This window comes from Protofrankia sp. CiP1_Cm_nod3 (assembly GCF_982290655.1).
In genome coordinates this window covers 18,811-39,709 of sequence record NZ_CEVIVD010000017.1, presented here as the reverse complement: position 1 = coordinate 39,709, position 20,899 = coordinate 18,811, and the positions used below count along the sequence as shown (strand labels likewise).

Annotated in this window: 13 protein-coding genes and 2 pseudogenes; 9 read left to right on the top strand and 6 right to left on the bottom strand. The window is 70.9% G+C overall.

Annotated features, from left to right (window positions below; genetic code table 11):
• Positions 1-21: 21 nt before the first annotated feature.
• The 3 genes from sdhA to AC5LUJ_RS05890 all read left to right on the top strand — a co-directional run bounded on the left by sdhA (position 22) and on the right by AC5LUJ_RS05890 (position 3,964).
• Entirely contained in the window at positions 22-1,776 is a 1,755-nt protein-coding gene (sdhA, locus tag AC5LUJ_RS05900) for a succinate dehydrogenase flavoprotein subunit (protein ID WP_250285537.1), read from the top strand.
• A 389-nt stretch (positions 1,777-2,165) separates the two neighbouring features.
• Positions 2,166-2,930 carry a succinate dehydrogenase iron-sulfur subunit gene (locus tag AC5LUJ_RS05895; protein WP_250285538.1) on the top strand — a complete coding sequence of 255 codons (765 nt, stop codon included), beginning with the start codon at positions 2,166-2,168 and terminating at the stop codon, positions 2,928-2,930.
• Between the two features lie 182 nt (positions 2,931-3,112).
• A complete protein-coding gene (locus AC5LUJ_RS05890; RefSeq protein WP_250285539.1) occupies positions 3,113-3,964 on the top strand; it encodes an SCO4651 family lipoprotein in 852 nt (283 codons plus the stop codon).
• Positions 3,965-4,333: 369 nt separating this feature from the next.
• Here the strand turns inward: AC5LUJ_RS05890 and AC5LUJ_RS05885 are convergent, their stop codons facing one another.
• Both AC5LUJ_RS05885 and AC5LUJ_RS05880 read right to left on the bottom strand, forming a co-directional pair.
• On the bottom strand, positions 4,334-5,839 hold the full coding sequence (locus tag AC5LUJ_RS05885; protein WP_250285540.1) for an acetamidase/formamidase family protein: 1,506 nt from the start codon (positions 5,837-5,839) through the stop codon (positions 4,334-4,336).
• 691 nt (positions 5,840-6,530) lie between these two features.
• Positions 6,531-8,669 (bottom strand): hydantoinase/oxoprolinase family protein, encoded by a 2,139-nt coding sequence (locus AC5LUJ_RS05880; RefSeq protein ID WP_250285541.1) that lies wholly within the window; start codon positions 8,667-8,669, stop codon positions 6,531-6,533.
• A gap of 316 nt (positions 8,670-8,985) precedes the next feature.
• Between AC5LUJ_RS05880 and AC5LUJ_RS05875 the strand changes: the two genes are divergently transcribed.
• The gene (locus AC5LUJ_RS05875) at positions 8,986-12,759 is read left to right on the top strand and encodes a multifunctional oxoglutarate decarboxylase/oxoglutarate dehydrogenase thiamine pyrophosphate-binding subunit/dihydrolipoyllysine-residue succinyltransferase subunit (RefSeq protein ID WP_493464589.1); all 3,774 of its coding nucleotides are present in this window, start codon (positions 8,986-8,988) and stop codon (positions 12,757-12,759) included.
• Between the two features lie 68 nt (positions 12,760-12,827).
• A complete protein-coding gene (locus AC5LUJ_RS05870) occupies positions 12,828-13,004 on the top strand; it encodes a DUF6104 family protein (RefSeq protein ID WP_013872471.1) in 177 nt (58 codons plus the stop codon).
• A gap of 131 nt (positions 13,005-13,135) precedes the next feature.
• Here AC5LUJ_RS05870 and AC5LUJ_RS05865 read toward each other — a convergent pair whose 3' ends face one another.
• Positions 13,136-14,110 carry a zinc-binding dehydrogenase gene (locus AC5LUJ_RS05865; RefSeq protein WP_250287204.1) on the bottom strand — a complete coding sequence of 325 codons (975 nt, stop codon included), beginning with the start codon at positions 14,108-14,110 and terminating at the stop codon, positions 13,136-13,138.
• Positions 14,111-14,718: 608 nt separating this feature from the next.
• On the bottom strand, positions 14,719-15,987 hold the full coding sequence (locus AC5LUJ_RS05860) for an NAD(P)-dependent malic enzyme (protein WP_250281766.1): 1,269 nt from the start codon (positions 15,985-15,987) through the stop codon (positions 14,719-14,721).
• 431 nt (positions 15,988-16,418) lie between these two features.
• On the opposite strand from AC5LUJ_RS05860, the gene rfbC reads away from it, so the two are divergent.
• Positions 16,419-17,036: a dTDP-4-dehydrorhamnose 3,5-epimerase gene (gene rfbC, locus AC5LUJ_RS05855; protein WP_250281767.1), complete on the top strand. Its 618-nt coding sequence runs from the start codon at positions 16,419-16,421 to the stop codon at positions 17,034-17,036.
• Here rfbC and AC5LUJ_RS05850 read toward each other — a convergent pair.
• Positions 16,997-17,395, bottom strand: a pseudogene (locus AC5LUJ_RS05850) (S24/S26 family peptidase); the annotation flags it as partial. The gene rfbC and the pseudogene AC5LUJ_RS05850 sit on opposite strands and share 40 nt — an antisense overlap.
• A 95-nt stretch (positions 17,396-17,490) precedes the next feature.
• On the opposite strand from AC5LUJ_RS05850, the gene sodN reads away from it, so the two are divergent.
• From sodN to AC5LUJ_RS05835, 3 genes and pseudogenes are all read left to right on the top strand, one after another.
• Positions 17,491-17,886, top strand: coding sequence for a superoxide dismutase, Ni (gene sodN / locus AC5LUJ_RS05845; RefSeq protein WP_250281771.1), 396 nt, complete (start codon positions 17,491-17,493; stop codon positions 17,884-17,886).
• 449 nt (positions 17,887-18,335) lie between these two features.
• A pseudogene (locus AC5LUJ_RS05840) lies at positions 18,336-18,809 on the top strand (ATP-binding protein); the annotation flags it as partial.
• A gap of 161 nt (positions 18,810-18,970) precedes the next feature.
• Positions 18,971-19,999: an RNA polymerase sigma factor SigF gene (locus tag AC5LUJ_RS05835; RefSeq protein WP_250281773.1), complete on the top strand. Its 1,029-nt coding sequence runs from the start codon at positions 18,971-18,973 to the stop codon at positions 19,997-19,999.
• A gap of 130 nt (positions 20,000-20,129) precedes the next feature.
• Here AC5LUJ_RS05835 and AC5LUJ_RS05830 read toward each other — a convergent pair whose 3' ends face one another.
• Complete coding sequence (locus AC5LUJ_RS05830; protein WP_250290134.1) at positions 20,130-20,606, bottom strand: hypothetical protein; 477 nt, start codon at positions 20,604-20,606, stop codon at positions 20,130-20,132.
• Positions 20,607-20,899: the final 293 nt, after the last annotated feature.

The window sequence follows — 20,899 nt, the reverse complement described above, 5'->3', positions numbered from 1 at the left end:
GGGAAGGCGGAGGTCCAAGCGGTGCAGATTCACAAGTTCGACACGGTCATCGTGGGTGCCGGCGGCGCGGGCATGCGCGCGGCACTCGAATCCGGCAAGCGGTGTCGCACCGCCGTGCTGACCAAGCTGTATCCCACCCGCTCCCACACCGGCGCGGCGCAGGGCGGCATGTGCGCGGCCCTGGCCAACGTCGAGGAGGACAACTGGGAGTGGCACACCTTTGACACGATCAAAGGTGGTGACTATCTCGTCGACCAGGACGCCGCCGAGGTCATGTGCAAGGAGGCCATCGACGCGGTCCTCGACCTGGAGAAGATGGGCCTGCCGTTCAACCGGACCCCCGAGGGCCGCATCGACCAGCGCCGTTTCGGCGGTCACACCCGCGACCACGGCAAGGCACCCGTCCGCCGCTCGTGCTATGCCGCCGACCGCACCGGCCACATGATCCTGCAGACCCTCTACCAGCAGTGCGTCAAGCACGACATCGAGTTCTACAACGAGTTCTACGTGCTGGACCTGCTGCTGAGCGAGGGCGTCGCCGCCGGTGTGGTCGCCTACGAGCTGGCCACCGGCGAGGTGCACGTCTTCCGGGCCAAGTCCGTGGTGTTCGCCACCGGCGGCTTCGGCAAGGTCTTCAAGGTCACCTCGAACGCGCACACGCTCACCGGCGACGGCATGGGCATCATCTTCCGGCGCGGGCTGCCCCTGGAGGACCTGGAGTTCTACCAGTTCCACCCGACCGGCATCTGGAAGATGGGCATCCTGCTCACCGAGGGTGCCCGCGGTGAGGGCGGCATCCTGCGCAACAAGGACGGCGAGCGCTTCATGGAGCGCTACGCACCGACCATCAAGGACCTCGCCCCCCGCGACATGGTGGCCCGGGCCATCTACACCGAGATCCGCGCCGGCCGCGGCTGTGGCGTCGACGGCGACCACGTCTACCTCGACCTGACACACCTGCCCCCGGAGCAGCTCGACGCGAAGCTCCCGGACATCACCGAGTTCGCCCGCACCTACCTGGGCATCGAGCCCTACACGGACCCGATCCCGATCCAGCCGACCGCCCACTACGCCATGGGCGGCGTCCCGACGAACATCAACGCCGAAGTGCTGCGGAACAACACCGACATCGTCCCGGGGCTCTACGCTGCGGGCGAAGTGGCGTGCGTCTCCGTGCACGGCGCGAACCGGCTCGGCACCAACTCGCTGCTGGACATCAACGTCTTCGGCCGCCGGGCCGGCATCGCCGCGGCGGAGCACGCGAACAAGACCTCCACCCACGCCGAGCTGCCGGACGACCCGGCCGGCTTCGTCGAGGGCCTGCTCGGCCGGCTGCGTGACGGCAGCGGATTGCAGAACGTGGCGGCGATCCGCCGTGAGCTCCAGGAGACGATGGACGTCAACGCGTCGGTCTACCGGACCGAGGCCACGCTGAAGCAGGCGTTCGGTGACATCGCCGGGCTCAAGGCCCGCTACCAGAACGTCGGCGTCACCGACCGGGGCCACCGCTACAACACCGAACTGCTGGAGGCGGTCGAGCTGGGCTTCCTGCTCGACCTCGCCGAATGCCTGGTCACCGGCGCGCTGGCCCGCAACGAGTCCCGGGGGGGGCACTCCCGCGAGGACTACCCCAACCGCGACGACGTGAACTTCCTGCGGCACACCATGGCCTACCGCTCCGGGCCGCTGGCCGCCGCCGCGCCCGACTCGGAGATCCGGCTGGACTACAAGCCGGTGGCGTTGACCCGCTACCAGCCCATGGAACGCAAGTACTGACCGCCCCCGCCCCCGACCGCGCGGCGGGCGGCGGGCGGTCCTGGCGGGACCCGGCCTCGATGCCCGAGGCCCCGCCAGGACCTGGCCGGCCACCCGTCCCGCGCGCTTCACCGCTGCCCGGCGGCCGCGGAAAACGCGGGCGGGTATCCGGGATGGCAGCCGGGGAGGACAACTGAAAAAAACAGAGGTCAGGAAGACGTCGTAAGGGTGCTGACCAGCACAGCTATCCGTACCCGCACCAGCGTGCCCCGGCACTCCCGGACGGCAGCCACGATCCCTGGCCCGGTATCCTCCGGGCCCGGGAAGCGAGGCGCTGACGGTCGGGAGACCGGTGCGCGGTCTATGATCTGCTGACCCGCCATGTGGGTCCGATGTGAGAAAGGTCCGGCGTGACTGTCACAGACGATCTATCAACCACTGTACCGGCCGGCGCCAGTCCCAGTACCTCGGATGGGCGGACCATCACGCTGAAGATCAGGCGCTACAACCCCGAGGAGAGCGACAAAGCGTACTGGCAGAGCTTCGCGGTCCCCTTCGTCCCCAGTGACCGGCTGCTGGACGCCCTGCACTACGTCAAGTGGAACCTCGACGGCTCGCTGTCCTTCCGGCGCTCGTGCGCGCACGGCGTGTGCGGCTCGGACGCCATGCGGATCAACGGCGCGAACCGGCTCGCCTGCAAGGTGCTGGTCAAGGACCTCGGCTCGGAAATCTCGATCGAACCCATCAAGGGGCTCCCGGTCGAGAAGGACCTCATCGTCAACATGGAGCCGTTCTTCGACGCGTTCCGTGCGGTCAAGCCCTACCTCATTCCCGAGGGGCACGAGCCGACCAAGGAACGGCTGCAGTCCGCCGCCGACCGGGAACGTTTCGACGACACCACCAAGTGCATCCTGTGCGCGGCCTGCACCACGTCCTGCCCGGTGTTCTGGAACGACGGCGACTACTTCGGGCCGGCCGCCATCGTGGCCGCGCACCGCTTCATCTTCGACAGCCGGGACGCCGCCGGCGACGAACGCCTGGAGATCCTCAACGAGCGCGAAGGCGTCTGGCGCTGCCGGACGACGTTCAACTGCTCGAACGCGTGCCCGCGTGGCATCCAGGTCACCAAGGCCATCTCGGAGGTCAAGCGTGCGCTGATCTTCCGGCGCGTGTAGTTCCGGTGCGGTCTGGCTCGGTAGGCGCCTGCCTTCAGCGGCTCGCCCGGCAATGCTGTGATCGTTGTGGTTCCGGTGCTGTCCCAACGACACCGAAATCACAACGATCCTGCGATCCGGGCCCGGACTCGGGCCTGGCGACCGCTGCTGCGCACCGCACCGGCCGCCGTGCGACGCGGGCCATGGCCGCCGCCGTCATGCTGCTGGTGGCAGGCCTGTCGCTGGTCGGGGCAGCCGGCTGTTCGTCCGACTCCCCCGAACCGCCGCCGGCGGTCCCGACGGCTGCCGCACCGACCGGAACCAGCGGCGTGCCCGCTCCCCTCGCCGGCGCCTACCAGGCGACGATCACTCGGGGGACCGCGCGTATCCGCTTCAGCGACCAGGCGAACTTCGTCTCCTCGTCCGGGCGCAGACAGCTCTCCATCACCGGCACCGGCACCGTCGACTTCGTCAACAGCGCCAGTCAGACCATGCGTGACGTGGCTGGCGGGGGCCGCAGCGAGCTGCTGATCGTCGGCCCTGACCTCTACCAGCGCAGCGTCCCGCCCGCCGACGTGCCGCGCCCGCCGCGATGGACCCGTGTCGTCCCCGGCGCCAGCGGCAGCCGCTCGGCGACGCCCGCCCCGACACCGACCGCCCAGCCCACGACCGGCGACGCCGTCGCGCTGCGGCTCGGCTTCCTCAGCGGGGCCTCGGCGCCGGTGACCACCGTCGGCCAGGAAACGATCGACGGCGTCACGACCACCCACTACACGCTGTCCGTGAACCTGGACACCGCCGCCACCCGGGGAAACATCAGCGCCACCACGGTCGAGTACTACAAGAACACCCTGGGGACGGCGATCCAGCCGGCCGAGGCATGGATCGACGCCGACGGGCTCATCCGCCAGCTCCGCGTCACCATCGCCACCCCGAACACCGGCGCTGACACCGGCGCCGGCCGCAGCGAGATCGTCCGAACGGTGACCTATTCGGACTTCGGCGTCCCTCCCCCCATCACCGCGCCCTCCCCCGACCAGATCGCGCCGAGCTAGCCCCGCGAACGGTGACGTACCTCGATAGGACGCCGGCCGCCGGAGAAGATCGGCGCGAGTTTGTCGTTGTGTACACTTTTGCGGCCAAAAAGCGTACACAACGACAAAATCGTTTGGATCATGGCTTGTACGGGTGGCCGGGGATGGGATGCGCACCACTTGACCGGCGCGCTGGAGACCGGGTGTCGTCTCCGACGGTCACGCCCCGGCACCGGACAGCTCTCGGGTGACATGGCGACGGTCTCCGCTCCTGGCCGCAAAAGGCCGGCGCCCGTCGGCTGTAGGTAAAAACTGGTGCCGGGACGGCGTTTTCCACCTACGGGTGCGGGAGCCGTAGGTGGAAAACGCTGCCGTGAGCACGGTTTTCACCTACGGCTGGGAAGCAGGACCAGTGCTGTCGGGGACTGGCGCGCTCGGTGCCGCGGACGTATCTGCCGCTGAGCTCGCGGCGACCGAACCCGAAGCGACCGGGCCCAAAGCGACCGGGCCCAAAGCGGCCGGGCCCAGAACCTCCGGGCCCAGAACCTCCGGGCCCGAAGCGGCCGGGCCCAGAACCTCCGGGCCTGCCGCGTCCGTTGCCGGCTGTGGCGCCTCCGGAGGTTCGTGGGCCGCGCCCGCGCCCGGCGGCGCCTCGGAACGATCGTCCGTGGGTGCGGGACCGGTAACAGGGGCGGTGGAGCGGGAGCCGGCAGCGGGACTGCCAGGAGCGGGGGCGGGGGCAGCCCGGCCGAATCCGGGGCGTACCAGACGGGGTTTGGCGGCGGCCGGCTCGCCGAAGTCCGCCCGGCGGATCCGGCAGTACACGGTCTGTAGGTCGCTGCCCGACCGGCCGATGCCGAAGGCAGCCGCTGCGGACAGGTAGGCGAACGCGGCCGCCCGGTCCATCCCCAGCCGGCTGGACAGGAAGAGCACCGCCGACCGGGTGGTCTGGCGGATGGCGTCGGTGAGATCGGCGTGCGCCCCCAGCGGCACCCAGTGGGTGTCGGTTTCGACAAAGGGCTCGCGCAACGTCCCGAGGGCGGCCCGGGCCGCGGGCTCCTTCAGGACGGTCAGGCGGAACGTCGCCCGCAGCGGCCCTTCCAGGCCGACAGCCGCGACTTTCCCCTCACCCAGGGAATAGTGCGGGTCGCCGACGGCGAACAGCGCGCCGGCAACCCGCACCGGAAGAAACAGGTGAGAGTCAACGCCTAACTCCCCGCAGTCGAGCGCCCCGCCGTGCGTCCCGACCGAAGCCGACCGGAGCGGGCCGGGACCGTCGACAGCGACCGACATGATCCCCATGAACGGCGACAGTGGGAAACGCACCTTCCGCCCCTTGGGGGCCTCCAGCGTGCCGAAGAGCCGGCCGCGGCGCCGTTCGACCGCGCAGAAGCTGCTCGCCGTCCGGAAGGCCGCCCAGTTCCGGGCGTTCGCGTCCGGGCCGGGCGGGTCGTTCTCGGGGAACTCCCCGGCGAGCGGCCCGGCACCGTGCCGGGTCGACACCACCCCGTACCTGGCCCGCGGATGCAACGAGACGACGTCCACCCGCAGCACATCGCCGGGCTCGGCACCGCGTACGAACACCGGCCCGGTCACCAGGTGCGGGCTGTCCACCCCGAACCGGTGCGGGATCCCGGAGGAGGCGATCATCCGGGCGTCGTCGAGGACCTCGGAGGCCGGAACGCCGAAACGGCCGAAGAAGGCGTCCGGATCGCGCCCCTGATCATCGAGGATCCCCTCCTGGCTGACCGTGTCGACCGTGACCGTGCCCCCCGACTCCACGCTCAGCACGGGCCTGGTGTCGGCGGTCGGCAACCGCCCCCACATGACCGTCTCCGGGGTCGAGGGCAGGTAGTGCCTGCCGTCCATCTTGCCCTTGCCGGGCTGTAGCGCCACGACGACGCCGCTACCGCGACGTCCGGGACTGCCGCCCGCGGCGCCCGGTGCCAGGACGCCCGGCGTCGGAGCACCCGGCGTCGAGGATCTCGCCCAGGGACGCGATCGGGAACACAGCCATTCCGGACCTCGCGCGACAGGGTCGGCGTAACCCGCCAGATTCCTGCCCGACGGGCTGGTGACGACACGGCAGACACGGCACGGGCGTCAGAGTCGCAGTGAAACATGACACATATGTTTCCGACACGTTGCAGTCCCCTCATCTGCCCATATGGAACCCGCGCGACAATCTCGGCGCGCCGGCCGGGAGGCATCGCCACACGGGAACCGACGATGTGGGAGAAGCGCACAGACGGAGCCCGTGCGGCAGTGCTCGGAGGTCGGTGAGCGGGTCCGGCAGGCCAGGCTCAGGCCAGGCTGGCAGCCGGTCTCACGCAGGCGGAACCGACCTCGAAGATCTTCCTCAGGAGATCCGCTCCCCGACGGCCTCTCGCCCGCTTCCTGACCTGTCCGCCGGCAGCCGTGGTCTCCCGGCGGACCGCGCTCGTGGACGAACCCGAGCGGGCGGCGCGGGAACACTACCCACCTTGTCGACCCTTGTCGACCCTTGTCGACGCAGACCTCGAAACCCATCTGCGTGACACGCACCGTTGGGCTCGCCCACGGCCGGCTGCGAGAAATTCGGTCTGTATCAGTGGACGCGGGTGAGCAGGAGGGAGCCGGCGGGGTCGACGTGGGCGTGCCAGGTGGGGCGGATCAGGCAGGTCGCCTCGGGGAACTCGACGACGGCCGGTCCCGGCACGGTGTCGCCGGGGCCGAGGGCGGCGCGGGGCACGACGTCCACCTCCCGCCAGGAGCCGTCCAGGTAGATCGGACGGCGGGTGCGGGCGGCGGTGGGGTCGGCGGCCGGGGCCCGCAGCTCGGGCCGGCGGCCCGGCACCGTGGCCACCAGCCGTACGGCCACCACCTCGACGTCCCGGTCGGGGGCGGTGTGCCCGTAGCGGCGCAGGTGCTCGGCCTCGAAGGCCGCCCGTATCCGCGCGACGGAAAAACCGCCGCCGGCACCGCCGCCGTCGGTGGTGGCCACCACCGTCAGCTCGTGTGACTGGCCCACGTACCGGCAGTCCAGCTGGTACTCGATCACGAGCGCGGGGACGTCCGCGGCGGGGGTGTCCGCGTGGGCGGCCCGGGCCAGCTCGGTGAAGGCGGCGCCCAGGCCGGCCGTTGCCAGCGGGCCGTGCAGCGGACGCAGATAGTCCCGGCGGACGTCGCCGATGGCCAGCCCCAGCGCGGAGAGCACCCCGCAGGCCAGCGGCACCAGCACCCGGTGCATCCCGAGCTCCTCGGCCAGCGCGCACGCGTGCGTCCCGCCGGCGCCGCCGAAGGCGACCAGGGTCAGCTCCCGCGGGTCGAGGCCGCGTTCCACCGAGACCACCCGCAGGGCACGGGTCATCTCCGCGTCGGCGACCGCCACCACCCCGGCCGCCGTCTCCTCCACCGACAGGCCGTCCGGGCCGGATCCGAGTATCGCGCCCAGGGCGGCCAGCGCCTTGGAGGCGGCCGCCCGGGACAGGGTGACCTCGCCGCCGAGGCTCGCCCCGTCCGCCAGATAGCCGAGGACCAGGTCCGCGTCGGTCACCGTCGGTTCGACACCGCCGCGGCCGTAGCAGGCCGGGCCCGGATCGGCGCCGGCCGAACGGGGCCCGGCCCGCAGCGCCCCGCCGGAGTCGACCCAGGCGACGGATCCGCCGCCGGCGCTCACCGAGTGGACGTCCACCGTCGGCAACGTGACCGGTATGCCGGCGAGCACCGCCTCGGCCGTGGTCTGCACCCGGCCGCCGATCACCGGGGCGACGTCCGTCGACGTGCCGCCCATGTCGAAGGTCAGCAGATCGTCCAGGCCCGAGCGGGCCGCGACGTAGGCGGCGCCGACCACGCCGCCGGCCGGCCCCGACAGCACGCACGCCGCGGCGTGCTCGGCGGCGGCCGCGAGCTCCACCACTCCCCCGGAGGAGCGCATGACCAGCGGGGACGGCAGCCCCGCCGCGGCGCACCGGCGGGCGAGCGCGCCGAGGTAGGCCGACAGCGCCGGTGTCAGGTAGGCGTCGGCGACGGTGGTGGCGAACCGCTCGTACTCCCGGAACCGCGGGAGCACCTCGTGGGAGGCCACCACGGTCACGCCGGGCAGCGCGGCCCGCAGCGCGTCGGCGACCTGACGTTCGTGCTCGGGATGGGCGAAGGAGAACAGCAGGCACACGGCGACGGCCGCCAGCGGCCTGACCACCCCGTCGGCGTCGGCAACAGCCGGCGTCCCGCCGGCCCTGGCAACAGCCGGCGTCCCGCCGGTCTCGGCAACAGCCGACAGTGCGGTGAGGGCGGCGACGACGTCCCGCAGGCTGTTGGCGTCCAGCGGGACGATCACCCCGTCCGGCCCGGTGCGCTCGACCACGGTGTACCGCAGTTCGCGGGGCACCAGCGGGGGCGGGCGGTCTCGGGTGAGGTCGTAGAGGGCGGGCCGGTTCTGGCGGCCGATCTCGATGATGTCGGCGAACCCGTGCGTGGTCACCAGGGCTGTCCGCGCCCCGCGCCGCTCGAGCAGGGCGTTCGTCGCGACGGTGGTGCCGTGGGCGAACCGTTCGACAGCACCGGCGGCCCCGTCCCGGCCGGTACCGGAGCCGGCAAGACCGGCTCCGCGGACGGCGTCGAGCACCGCTTCGGACGGGTCGGCGGGCACCGAGGGCACCTTCCCGAAGAGCATCCGACCGTCGTCGTCGACCGCGACGAGATCGGTGAAGGTCCCACCCACATCGACGCCGAGCCACACCACCACGTGGCGATCCTGGCATGTCGCGGCGGCCCGCTCCCAGCCACCCGGGATGGACAACACATGCCATCGCCTGAGATGGACACCAGAAGTAATAGCAGAGACACTACCCGTAACTCACATGTAAGTCACGGCCGCCAGAACATCCGACCAACAGTGACACAATTCACGAACTACGGCTGTTTGGATCGCCCGTGGCCCGGATCACGGGCCACGACCTTCAGACACATCCAGGTGAAGGTGACGAGTAGCCTGATTACACGGCAGCGGAAGGGCCCGCGCCTCGGGCCCCAGCAGAAGGTGGATAGAGGGGAACGCCCCCGTGACAGCACCGACGGTACCCGAATCCGGCCCCGACTTCGGCCCCAACGAGTGGCTGGTATTCGAGATCTACCAGCAATACCTCGCCGATCCGGAGAGCGTCTCGCCACAGTGGCGCGAGTTCCTCTCCGACTACCGGCCAGAGGGTGTCAACGGCCAGCCAGGCACGGCGAGATCCGTCCCGCCAGCCATCGCCGACGGTGCAGTACCGGCCGCGGACGGTATCCCTGGCGCGGCCCCGACCGACCGGCCGGCCCCCGCGCCGGCCGCCGCGGCGCCGGTGGCTCCCGCGGCACCCGCGGCTCCCGCGGCTCCCGCGGCTCCCGTGGCGCCGGTGGCTCCCGCGGTCCCCGCGGCCGGCACGCCGGCGGCAACGGCCGCACCAGCGGCCGGCCAGAGCGCTTCCGCCGCGGGCGGCGGTGCCTCGACGTCACCGCTGCGAGGCGCCGCCGCGCGCGTCGTCGCGAACATGGAGACGTCACTGCACGTCCCCACCGCGACGTCGGTGCGGGCGGTGCCCGCCAAGCTCCTCGCGGACAACCGGATCGTCATCAACCGGCATCTGGCCCGTTCCCGCGGCGGCAAGGTGTCGTTCACGCACCTGATCGGCTACGCCATGGTCAAGGCGCTGCAGGCCGCGCCGGTGATGAACTCCTCCTACACCGAGGCCGGCGGCAAGCCCGCCCTGGTCACGCCGGAACACGTCAACCTGGGCATCGCCATCGACCTGGTCAAGGGCTCCTCGCGCCAGCTCGTCGTCGCCGCGATCAAGCAGGCCGAGACGCTGGACTTCAGCCAGTTCTGGCTCACCTACGAGGACCTCGTCCGGCGCGCCCGGACAAACAAGATCACGGCGGACGACTTCACCGACGTGACGATCACGCTGACCAACCCCGGCGGTATCGGCACCGTGCACTCGGTACCCCGCCTGATGCAGGGCCAGGGGACGATCATCGGGGTCGGCGCGATGGAGTACCCGGCCGAGTTCCAGGGCGCCTCCCAGGAGACCCTGTCGAGACTGGCCGTCTCAAAGATCATTACGCTGACCAGCACGTACGACCACCGGATCATCCAGGGTGCGCAGTCCGGCGAGTACCTGCGCCGCATCCACCAGCTGCTGCTGGGGGCGGACGACTTCTACGAGGAGGTCTTCCGCTCGCTGCGCGTCCCGTACGAGCCGGTGCAGTGGGTCGCCGACATCACCTCGTCCCACGAGGGCGATCTCGACCACGGCACCCGGGTGCTGGAGCTGATCCACGCCTACCGGGTCCGCGGCCACCTGATGGCCGACACCAACCCGCTCGAGTTCGCCATCCGCAGCCACCCCGACCTCGACATCATCAGCCACGGGCTGACCCTGTGGGACCTCGACCGCGAGTTCCCCGTCGACGGCTTCGCCGGCCAGCGGACGATGACCCTGCGCGACATTCTGGGCGTCCTGCGGGATTCGTACTGCCGCCGGGTCGGCATCGAGTACATGCACATCCAGGAGCCGGACGAGCGGGTCTGGATCCAGCAGCGGGTCGAGCGTTCCGCCGAGCGCCCCGACCCCGCCGAGCAGCTGCACGTCCTCGAGCGGCTGGGCGCGGCCGAGGCGTTCGAGTCCTTCCTGCAGACCAAGTACGTCGGGCAGCGGCGTTTCTCCCTCGAAGGCGGGGAGTCGGCGATCCCGCTGCTGGACGAGGTCCTGCAGCGGGCCGCCGATGCCGGCATGGACGAGGTCGCCTTCGGGATGGCCCACCGCGGCCGCCTCAACGTCCTGGCGAACATCATCGGCAAGTCCTACCGGCAGATCTTCGCCGAGTTCGAGGGGTACGTCGACCCGCAGACCGCGCACGGCTCGGGTGACGTCAAGTACCACCTCGGCGCCGAGGGTGTCTACACCGTCCCCGACGGCCGCGAGGTGGCGGTCTCCCTGGTGTCCAACCCCTCCCACCTGGAGGCGGTCGACCCGGTGCTCGAAGGTGTCGTCCGCGCCAGACAGGACCTGCTCAACAAGGGCCCGGAGGGCTTCACCGTCCTGCCCGTGCTCATCCACGGGGACGCCGCCTTCGCCGGCCAGGGCGTGGTCGCCGAGACGCTGAACCTCTCCCAGCTGCGCGGCTACCGCACCGGCGGCACCGTGCACCTCGTCATCAACAACCAGGTCGGGTTCACGACCTCGCCGGTCTCCAGCCGGTCGTCGGTGTACGCCACCGACGTCGCCCGGATGGTGCAGGCGCCGATCTTCCACGTCAACGGGGACGACCCCGAGGCGTGTGTGCGCGTCGCGCGGCTGGCCTTCGAGTTCCGGCAGGCGTTCCACAAGGACGTCGTGATCGACATGGTGTGCTACCGGCGGCGCGGCCACAACGAGATGGACGAGCCGTCGTTCACCCAGCCGCTGATGTACGACACCATCGCCACGAAGCGGTCGGTGCGCAAGCTCTACACCGAGGCGCTGATCGGCCGCGGCGACATCACCCCGGCCGAGGCCGAGCAGGCCATGAAGAACTACTCGGCGCAGCTGGAGAAGGCGTTCGCGGAAACCCGTGACACCACCAGCCGGCCGGCCGGCCAGCCCCTGCTGGTGACGACCCCGGCGGAAGCCGCCGCCGCGGCCGCGGTGTCCACCGCCGTGTCGCTGGACGTCGTCAAGAAGGTCATCGACACCCAGACCACGCTGCCGGAGGGGTTCACCGTCCACCCGAGGCTGCGCCCGCAGCTCGAGCGACGGGCCCAGATGGTCGCCACCGGGGCGATCGACTGGGCATGCGCCGAGACCATCGCGTTCGGCTCGATCCTGCTGGACGGGCGGCCCATCCGCCTCGCCGGGCAGGACAGCCGGCGCGGCACCTTCGGCCAGCGGCACGCCGTCCTGGTCGACCGGCACACCGCCGAGGAGTACTCGCCGCTGAAGTCGCTGGAGGCCGAGCCGGGCGCCGGCACCTTCTACGTCCACGACTCGCTGCTGTCCGAGTTCGCCGCGATGGGCTTCGAGTACGGCTACTCGGTGGCCCGGCCGGACGCGCTCGTGCTGTGGGAGGCCCAGTTCGGCGACTTCGTCAACGGCGCACAGTCGATCATCGACGAGTTCATCGCGGCGGGCGAGGCCAAGTGGGGGCAGCGCAGCGCGGTCGGCCTGCTGCTCCCGCACGGCTACGAGGGGCAGGGACCGGACCACTCCTCGGCGCGGATCGAGCGGTTCCTCAGCCTGTGCGCCGAGAACAACATGCTGGTCTCGGCCCCGTCCAGCCCGGCGAGCTACTTCCACCTGCTGCGCCGGCAGGCACTCTCGCCGGTGCGCCGCCCGCTGGTCGTCTTCACCCCCAAGTCGATGCTGCGGCTGAAGGCGGCGACGTCGACGGTCGAGGAGCTGACCGGCGGGTCGTGGCTGCCGGTCATCGACGACGCGACTGTCGGTGACCGCGCCGGCATCCGCCGGGTGCTGCTGTCCAGTGGGAAGGTCTACTACGACCTGCTGGCCACGCGGGCCAAGCAGGAGATCACCGACACCGCGCTCGTCCGCGTCGAGCAGCTCTACCCGACCCCGGTCGAGGAGCTGCGCACGGTGCTGGCGGCCTACCCGGACCTCACCGAGGTGATCTGGGTGCAGGAGGAACCCGCCAACCAGGGTGCCTACCCGCACATGGCCATCCACCTGCCGGCGGCGTTGCCCGCCGGCCTGGTGCTGCGCCGGGCCTCCCGCAACGCGTCGGCCGCGCCGGCCTCCGGTTCCTCCTCGCGGCATGAGAAGGAGCAGGCGAAGCTGCTCGAGGACGCGTTCGCCGGGTAGCCTTCTTTCTCATCCCAGCAGGGCTGTCATCTCCAGGACTGTCATCTCAGTGTGGGGCGGGGTACGCGGTGTATTTCACCGACCGGGGTGTCGAGGAGCTGTCGCAGCGTCGCGGTGAGGAGTCCGTGACGCTCGACTGGCTCGCCGACCAGCTGCGCACGTTCGTCGACCTGCATCCCCAGTACGAGGACGCGGTCGAGGAGCTGGCCACCTACCTGGCCCGCCTCGACGACCTGGACGACTGAACCGGGCGGCCGAAAGAAAAAGAAAAGGCGGGTACGGACCGGTTTCGGCCCATACCCGCCTTTTCGCGTGCCGTTTTTCGCCTGTTCCGGGCGGACGCAAATGATCCAGGCAGCTCAGACGGTCAGGCAGCTCAGACGGTGAGGACGAGCTTGCCGAAGACGTCCCCGCGGGCGAGTTTCTCGAACGACGCGCGGGCGTCGGCGAGCGGACGGACGTCGTTGATGATCGGACGGACCCCGGTCCGGTCGATGAAGGCGGCGAGCTCGGCCAGCTCGTCCCGGGTGCCCATGGTGGAGCCGACGACGGAGAGCTGGAGGAAGAACAGCCGGTTGAGCTCGGCCGGCGGGTTGGCGCCGGTGGTCGTGCCCGAGCAGACGATCCGGCCGCCGGGCCGCAGCGCCCGCAGGGAGTGCCCCCAGGTCGCCGCCCCCACGGTCTCGATCACCGCGTCGGCCTTGACCGGCAGCCGAGCGCCGGGCTCGAACGCCTCGTCCGCACCGATCTTCAGTGCCAGCTCCCGCTTGGCGGCGTCCCTGGAGGTGACGAGAACGGTGTGGCCGGCGGCCTTCCCAAGGATGATCGCGGCCGTGGACACCCCGCCGCCGGCGCCCTGCACCAGCAGCGTGCCGCCGCCGGCGGCCGGCAGGGCGGACCGGTGGACGACCATCCGGTAGGCCGTCAGCCACGCGGTGGGCAGGCAGGCGGCCTCCTCGAACGACAGCGAGGGCGGCTTGGGCACCAGGTTGCGCCGCGGTACCGCCACCGTCTCGGCCAGGGTGCCGGGGTACAGCTCCGACAGCAGCGTCCGCCGCGGGTCGAGGGTCTCGTCCCCGCCGCCGGCGGCCGGGTCACCGATGACCGCGTGGACGATCACCTCGTCGCCGTCCGCGCTCACCCCGGCCGCGTCGCAGCCGAGGATCATCGGCAGCCGCTCCGTGGGCAGCCCAACCCCGCGCAGACTGAAAAGATCATGATGGTTGAGCGTCGCGGCCCGGACGGACACGGTCGTCCAGCCGTCGGGGACGTCGGGGGCGGCCTGCTCACCGACATCCAGACCGGAGAGGGGATCGTCGGCGTTCAGGGACACAGCGGCGACAGCGAGCACCAATCAACAGTAAAGCCACAGCTGACGTGACGCTCGTGATCACATCGACCGGGAGGAACCGACCCGGAAGAGCAGTCAGAATTTCCCCATCCACATCCATCAGAAAAACAACAAATAAACTACCAAATAACTACGCACACATGAAAAACCATGTGCACTACACCGCCTGCGTCGCACGGCAAGGGCGGCTGTGCTCCACTCTTCAACGTGACGACACACAGGCGGGTGCAGGAGCCCAGCTCGGGTGTGTCCCGGTGGTTCCGCCGGAAACAGCGGATACCCGTGTCGGTGGCCGATCCCGCGCCAGCCGCTCACGCCGGCGGCACCACGATCGTCGTTTCCGTGACGGACTTCGTCTCCTGCACCTACAAGGGATGCGGGACGCTGCGGCCGCTGGCGGAGGCGTCCGAGAACCGGCAGTGCCCCGGCTGCGGCCGAGTCTGACCACGGCCCGCTGCGGTCGCAGCCAGCTCGGGCCACGGCCCGCTGCGGCCACGGCCTGGCCCACCCGTCCGAGGCCGTCGCGCGAACGCCGCCGCGCGGTACGACCGCCGGCCGCGCCGCTGGCAGCGCGTCCACCAGCGGCGCCACGGTAGCTACCCGGATGCCTACCGGCGTGCGACCCCGTCGGCGTGCGCCTGGCGGGCCACCGCGGCGGCGACCGCCGGCGCCACCCGGCCGTCGAAAACGCTCGGGATGACGTGCTGCTCGGTCAGCTCGTCCGCGATCACACCGGCGAGCGCGTCCGCCGCCGCCAGCTTCATCGACTCGGTGATCCGGCTCGCGCGCACGTCCAGTGCCCCGCGGAACACACCGGGGAAGGCCAGCACGTTGTTGATCTGGTTCGGGTAGTCGCTGCGCCCGGTGGCGACGATCCGGGCGTGCCGGCGCGCGACCTCCGGGTCGACCTCGGGGTTGGGGTTCGCCATCGCGAACACGATCGAGTCCGGCGCCATCGAGGCCACGGCATCCTCGGGCACGGTGCCCGAGGACAGGCCGAGGAAGACGTCCGCCCCGGCCAGCGCGGCGTTGATCGAGCCGGTGAGCCCGGCCCGGTTGGTCACCGCCGCGATCTCCGCCTTGACCGGGGTGAGGCCGGCCCGGCCCTGGTGCAGGATCCCCCGGCTGTCACCGACCGCGATGTCCCCGATGCCGGCGGCGAGCAGGATGCGGGTGACCGCCAGGCCCGCGGCGCCCGCGCCGGAGACCACCGCCCGCAGGTCGGCCAGCCGCCGGCCGGTCAGCCGCGCCGCGTTCTCCAGCGCGGCGAGCGCCACGATCGCCGTCCCGTGCTGGTCGTCGTGGAAGACCGGGATGTCGAGACGGTCCTGGAGCAGCCGTTCGATGGCGAAGCAGCGCGGCGCGGAGATGTCCTCCAGGTTGATGCCGCCGAAACTGGGCGCCAGCCGGGCCACCGTCTCCACGATCTGCTCGGCGTCGGTGCAGTCCAGGCAGATCGGGACCGCGTCCACCCCGGCGAACTGCTTGAACAGCGCAGCCTTGCCCTCCATGACCGGCAGGGCCGCGGCCGGGCCGATGTTGCCGAGCCCCAGCACGGCGGTGCCGTCGGTCACCACCGCGACGACGTTCGACCGCCAGGTGAAGTCGTCCGCCAGGCCCGGCTCGTCCGCGATGGCCGTGCAGACCCGCGCGACCCCGGGGGTGTAGGCGCGCGAAAGATCCTCCCGGTCGTTCAGCGGGACGGTCAGCGCAACGCCGATCTTGCCACCCTGGTGCAGGGCGAACACGGGGTCGGTGTCGCGGGCCAGCGGCCCCGGCCCGTCCGGCGCGACGGCAGGCTGGGGCACGGCCGGCGGCAGATGCCCCGGCGCATCAGGAACGAGCTGGTTGACGGAATGGTCGGTTGTGGCAGTCATCACTACTCCCTCGGACGAGATGCCTCGACGGGTGGGAGGCGTGGACGGCAAGGCCGGGGATCGCCCGGGGATGCCGTCCAATATGACACGCGGGCCCCGCCGCCTCCTCCGCGGACACCCCCATATCCTCGACTGAAGCATGCGCGTGCCCCGGGCGTCCCGAATAGTTTTTGCGGCCGGCACGGCGTACCGGAACACCAATGGATCGATACCGGAACAGACATGGACCACCGGTGACCAGCGGCGATCAATGATGGTCAGTGGCAGTCAGTGGCAGTCAGTGGCAGTCAGTGGCAGTCACCGGTGGCCGGCGTGCTCCTCGCGCGCCGCCGGGATGCCCGCCTGCCGGGTGATGCCCACCTGTCAGGTAGGGCCGCATTGGCTCCCGGGAAGCCCCCACGGGGCGTCGTTACCGGGTACGGTGCGCGTTCGTGGAGGTTCATGAACTCGAGATAGCCGGCGCCTGGGTGTTCACCCCCCGCCAGCACACCGACGACCGGGGCACCTTCCTGGAGTGGTACCGGTCCGAAACCGTGACCGAGGTGGTCGGCCACCCGCTCAGCCTCGCCCAGGCGAACCACAGCGTGAGCCGGCGCGGGACGCTGCGCGGCATCCACTACGCCGCCGTGCCGCCCAGCCAGGCCAAGTACGTCTCCTGCGTCCAGGGCCGGGTCCTCGACTGTGTGGTCGACATCCGGCTCGGTTCGCCGACGTACGGGACACACCAGGCGGTGCTGCTCGACGACGTGGACCGCAAGGGCCTCTACCTCGCCGAAGGACTCGGCCACTCCTTCATGGCGCTCACCGAGAACGCGGCGATATCGTACATATGTTCGACATCGTACAACCCCGCCCGCGAGTACGGCATCGACCCGCTCGATCCCGACCTGGCGCTGCCCTGGCCGCGGGATGTGACCCCGCTGCTGTCCGAGAAGGACGCGCGGGCCCCGTCGCTGAAGGAGGCGGAGGCCGCCGGCCTGCTGCCGTCCTACAGCGCGTGCACGGCCTACTACGAGACCCTGCGGATCCAGGCGGGCCGCGGCCAGTAGCGGGCGATCACCCGGCCCAGCACGTCCGCGGCCGGGACCGCGCCGAACGTCGCACTGTCGGTGCCGGCCGCCACGTTGTCGGACCGCAGCCACCACGACCCGTCCGGCTCGACGAAGGCGGCCCGCTTCACCCCGAGCCCACGGCCGGGCAGCCGCGCGACGACCACGTCACCCACCCGTGGTGGCAGGCCCCACAGCACCACGCACGCGTCCCCGTCCCGCAGCGTCGGCGCCATGGAGCGGCCGCTGACGGAGACCATCCGCACGGCAACATGTCGGCTCACCCGGGTAAGTTGCCACAAGGTGGAGCCATGCATCGACACCGTCCGAGGCCGGAGCACCTCCGAGGGCCGCTGGGGCGCGCCCGCGGCATCCCGGCCCTCCGGTCAGGCGGCATGCGTGCCCACCCGAGAGTTGCCCCAGGACGTCCAACGAGACGAGAAAGGACGGCAGCATGAGCCTCCTACGTCCGAAGACAACGGTCAGCGCCCACTGCGATCTGCCCTGTGGCGTCTACGACCCGGCCCAGGCGAAGATCGAAGCGCAGTCCGTGAAGGCGATCCAGGAGAAGTACCAGAGCAACGACGACCCGGCCTTCCGCGCGCGCGCCCTGGCCATCAAGGAGGAGCGGGCGGACCTGGTCAAGCAGCACCTGTGGGTGCTGTGGACCGACTACTTCAAGCCCAACCACCTGGAGAAGTACCCCGAGCTCCACGACCTGTTCTGGCAGGCCACCAAGGCGGCCGGGGCGGCCGGCGCCAAGGGCTCGGTCGACCCGGTCGACGGGCAGAAGCTGCTCGACCTCATCGAGCGGATCTCCACGATCTTCTGGGAGACCAAGGCCGCATAGGTACCACGGCCGCACGGCCTCCGCGCAGGGATCCGGGAACCCGGGGGACCGCGGCGCCGCGGACAGCATGACCGGCAACAGCGTCCCGCCTGTTCCCGGCCCGCCGGCGGCCCGGGGAGCCGGGCCCTGCGCGTCACGGCTGACAGCACTGATCATAACCAGCTCATAACCAGTATTGATCATAATCTCGGCTCCGGCCGGAGCCGGCGGGCGGGAGCATCCCCGAACGGCGATGGGACGTAGTCGGCATCACCCACACAATCCGCAGAATCGATCACCCGACCTGCGGTGGCGCCTCGGCACTGGGTACGGTGGTCTTCACGTGGCATGAGCTGGGCGCGGACGTCTCCAGCCTCGACCGGCACAACCGCTGCCCAGGTGGGGGTCAAGAGATCAGATGGAATACGGAACCGCAAGGCACTCAAGAAGGCACTCAAGGGGGTAACACCGTGGACACAACGCCGAGGACCGAAACCACCAGCGGTCAGGGCGGTGTCCCCGGGGCGGGAGTCCCCGGCGGACGGCTGCGAGACGTCGTCCAGCTGACCCTGCCCGCCGCGAGTGCCTATCTGTCGGTCCTGCGGACCGCCACGGCGTCGCTGGCGGCCCGCGCGGACTTCACCCTCGACGACATCGAGGACCTGCGGATCGCCGTCGACGAGGCGTGCGCGCTGCTGCTGCTGTCAGCCGTCCCCGGCTCGGCTCTGGAATGCACCTTCGAGCTCTCCCCCGGCGTCATCGACGTCTCGGTCACGGTGCTCAGCCTGGACGGCGAGCCACCGTCCATCGAGACGTTCGCCTGGACGGTCCTGACCGCGCTGGCCGACGAGGTGTCCTCCGCCGTGGACGCGGACTCGCGGGTCACCATCGTGCTACGCAAGCGGCGCGGGATACCCGAGGAACACATCCACAGTCCCCGGGCCGCGGCACCCAGGACACCAGCGCCCACGGCACCGGCCGCCACGACGCCATCCCCCGTGGCACCATCCCCTGTGACGCCATGGACCGAGAACGCCGGCGCGCCGGCCAGCGGGCCGGTGGGCACGCCGTGACCGCAGGGCGTACCCGACCGTTTCAGGACGCCGTGGCCACGACCAGGCAACGCTCGAAGGCCTTCCTCGACAACAGCCACGATCTTTTCCTCGCCGCGGACGAGGAGGCCACGGACGAGACGCCGCCCGGCACGTCGGTGACGGACCCCGCCCCCAGGCAGGCGACGGTCGCGGCCCAGGGCCGTCCCGGCCACGGTCCCGAGCATGACCACGACCATGCCGGCCCTGGCCCCGACGCCGGTCACCACGGCCACGGCCCCGACGCCGGTCACCACGGCCGTGGCCACGGCCATCCCGGTGAGACCAACGACCGGGTACGCGCCCGGGAGCTGTTCACCCAGCTGGTCGCCCTTCCCGAGGGGGACCAGCGGCGGGCCGAGATCCGTGACCAGCTCGTCCGGATGCACCTGCCACTCGTCGAGTACCTCGCGCGCCGTTTCCGCAACCGCGGCGAGCCCCTGGACGACCTGACCCAGGTGGCGACGATCGGTCTGATCAAGTCGGTGGACCGTTTCGATCCCGAGCGCGGTGTGGAGTTCTCCACCTACGCGACCCCGACGATCGTCGGCGAGATCAAACGGCACTTCCGGGACAAGGGCTGGGCGATCCGGGTCCCGCGGCGGCTCCAGGAGCTCAAGCTGTCGCTGACCAAGGCCACCTCGGAGCTGTCCCAGACGCTCGGCCGCTCACCGACGGTCAGCGAGATCGCGGCCCATCTCCAGATGAGCGAGGAGGAGGTGCTGGAGGGCCTGGAGTCCGCCAACGCCTACTCGGCGGTCTCCCTGGACGCGCCGGACTCCGGCGACGACGAGGCCCCGGCGGTGGCCGACACCCTGGGCGTCCAGGACGAGTCCCTCGAGGGGGTCGAGTACCGGGAGTCACTCAAGCCGCTGCTGGAAAAGCTGCCCCCACGGGAGAAGCGCATCCTGCTGCTGCGGTTCTTCGGCAACATGACCCAGTCGCAGATTGCCACCGAGCTCGGGATCTCCCAGATGCACGTCTCGCGGCTGCTCGCCCGCACACTGGCCCAGCTGCGCCGCGGCCTGCTGGACGACACCTGACGGGCCCCGCACCGCGCGGCCGGGCGGGCCCGCCCGGCCCTATCCTCCGGCTGTGGGCATCCGAGGCAGGGCCCCCGGCGGGGCGTGGTGGCGGCCCGGCCGTACCAGCTCGTGGCCAGCGCGGGCCGGGTCATCCGGAGGAGTCACCCGGGCCCGTGGGCTGGTGTGGGCGGTAGGCACCGGAGACACCGATCAGCACCAGCACCCCGACCGGGACCGCGACCAGTGGGATGCCCTCGCCATAGCGATGGGCCTGCAGAAGGCCAACAGCAACCGGAATACACAAAATCTGAACAACGACAAGCGGGGAACGGGCCCACTGCCGACGCGCGAGCAACGCCCACGTGAGCAGCCACAGGACGACCCCGGCAACAACGGCGAACAGGCCGCCGAGCTCGGCCCGGCCCCGGTCGTCGGTATCCGCGCCGAAACCCCGCACCACCAGGAAGACGCCGAGGCAGACAAGTAACAGTCCTTCGGCGGCCAGCAGCACCGCGGCGGCCCGCAACGCGTGTACGGCACGCCGGGCAGCACGCCAGGCGTTGTCATGTTGCGGACCGCCCGCCGGCGCCGGCACGATCCGCTCGGATCCAGCCCTGGAACCCACACGCCGACAGTACGTGTTCTCCACGGCCGCGTAAGCCCGGTGGGTATGCCTGACGGGCCCCACCACGACATGCGGGTGGACACGCGGGTCGAGATGTGGAGGAGACGCGGATGTCCGCCGGCGGGATTCCACCGGTGGCGGGGATTCCACCGGTGGCAAGAATTACGTCGTGACGCCTGGAAAGCCTTGAACCGCTAACGTAGACATCATGCGTACGCTGCTGGTCGTTAACCCCCTCGCCACGGCTACGACCCAGCGCGTCCGGGATGTCCTGGTCAGTGCCCTGGCCGCGG